Source organism: Flammeovirga agarivorans, from assembly GCF_012641475.1.
GTDB classification, from domain to species: domain Bacteria; phylum Bacteroidota; class Bacteroidia; order Cytophagales; family Flammeovirgaceae; genus Flammeovirga; species Flammeovirga agarivorans.
In genome coordinates, this window is the sequence record NZ_JABAIL010000025.1 from 2,234 (window position 1) to 3,365 (window position 1,132).

The 1,132-nt window shown below is 50.3% G+C and carries 1 rRNA gene; it reads left to right on the forward strand.

Annotated elements, in window-relative coordinates:
• Positions 1 to 1,132 (forward strand): 23S ribosomal RNA (locus tag HGP29_RS28800); the annotation flags it as partial.

The following is a 1,132-nucleotide window of genomic DNA, read 5'->3' on the forward strand; positions in this document are numbered from 1 at the left end:
GGCCGCAGAGGGTGATAGTCCCGTACAGGCAAGTGTTATTGAGAGCGGGATTTCCTGAGTAAGTGGGGGCCGGTGAAACCCCCATTGAATCCGGCGGCACCATCCGCCAAGACTAAATACTCCCAAAAGACCGATAGTGAACAAGTACCGTGAGGGAAAGGTGAAAAGTACCGTGAATAACGGGGTGCAATAGATCCTGAAACTGTATACCTACAAGCGGACGGAGCTCATTCGTTGAGTGACGTCGTGCCTTTTGCATAATGAGCCTACGAGTTACCTATATTAGCAAGGTTAAGCATTTAAGGTGTGAATCCGTAGCGAAAGCGAGTCTTAAGTGGCGCATAAGTTAGTGTAGGTAGACGCGAAACCAGGTGATCTACCCATGGGCAGGTTGAAGTTGTGGTAACACACAATGGAGGACCGAACCGGTTGACGTTGAAAAGTCTTCGGATGACCTGTGGGTAGGGGTGAAAGGCCAATCAAACCTGGAAATAGCTCGTACTCCCCGAAATGCCTTTAGGGGCAGCGTCGGATGAGTTTGATGGAGGTAGAGCTACCAATTAGATGCGGGGGAGTCATATCCTACCAAATCTAGATGAACTCCGAATGCCATCAAACACTACCGGCAGTGAGGGCTAGGGTGCCAAGGTCCTAGTCCGAGAGGGAAAGAACCCGGACCATCGTCTAAGGTCCCGAAGTGATAGTTAAGTTGAACTAAGGAGGTCCAGTCGCTGAGACAGCCAGGATGTTAGCTTGGAAGCAGCTATTCATTCAAAGAGTGCGTAACAGCTCACTGGTCGAGCGACAGGGCATCGATAATGATCGGGCATTAAACTATCCACCGAAGACATGGATTTGTGCTTAGGCACGAGTGGTAGGGGAGCATTCTTACTGGGCTGAAGCTGTATGGTGATGTACAGTGGACCGGTCAGAAAAGCAAATGTAGGCATAAGTAACGATAAGGCAGGTGAGAAACCTGCCCGCCGATAGACCAAGGTTTCCTGGGCGACGCTAATCGTCCCAGGGTTAGCCGGGACCTAAGGGGATTGCCGAATGGCATACTCGATGGATATCAGGTCAAAATTCCTGAGCATCCTATATCATCGACGGAGTGACGGAGTGATGAAGTATC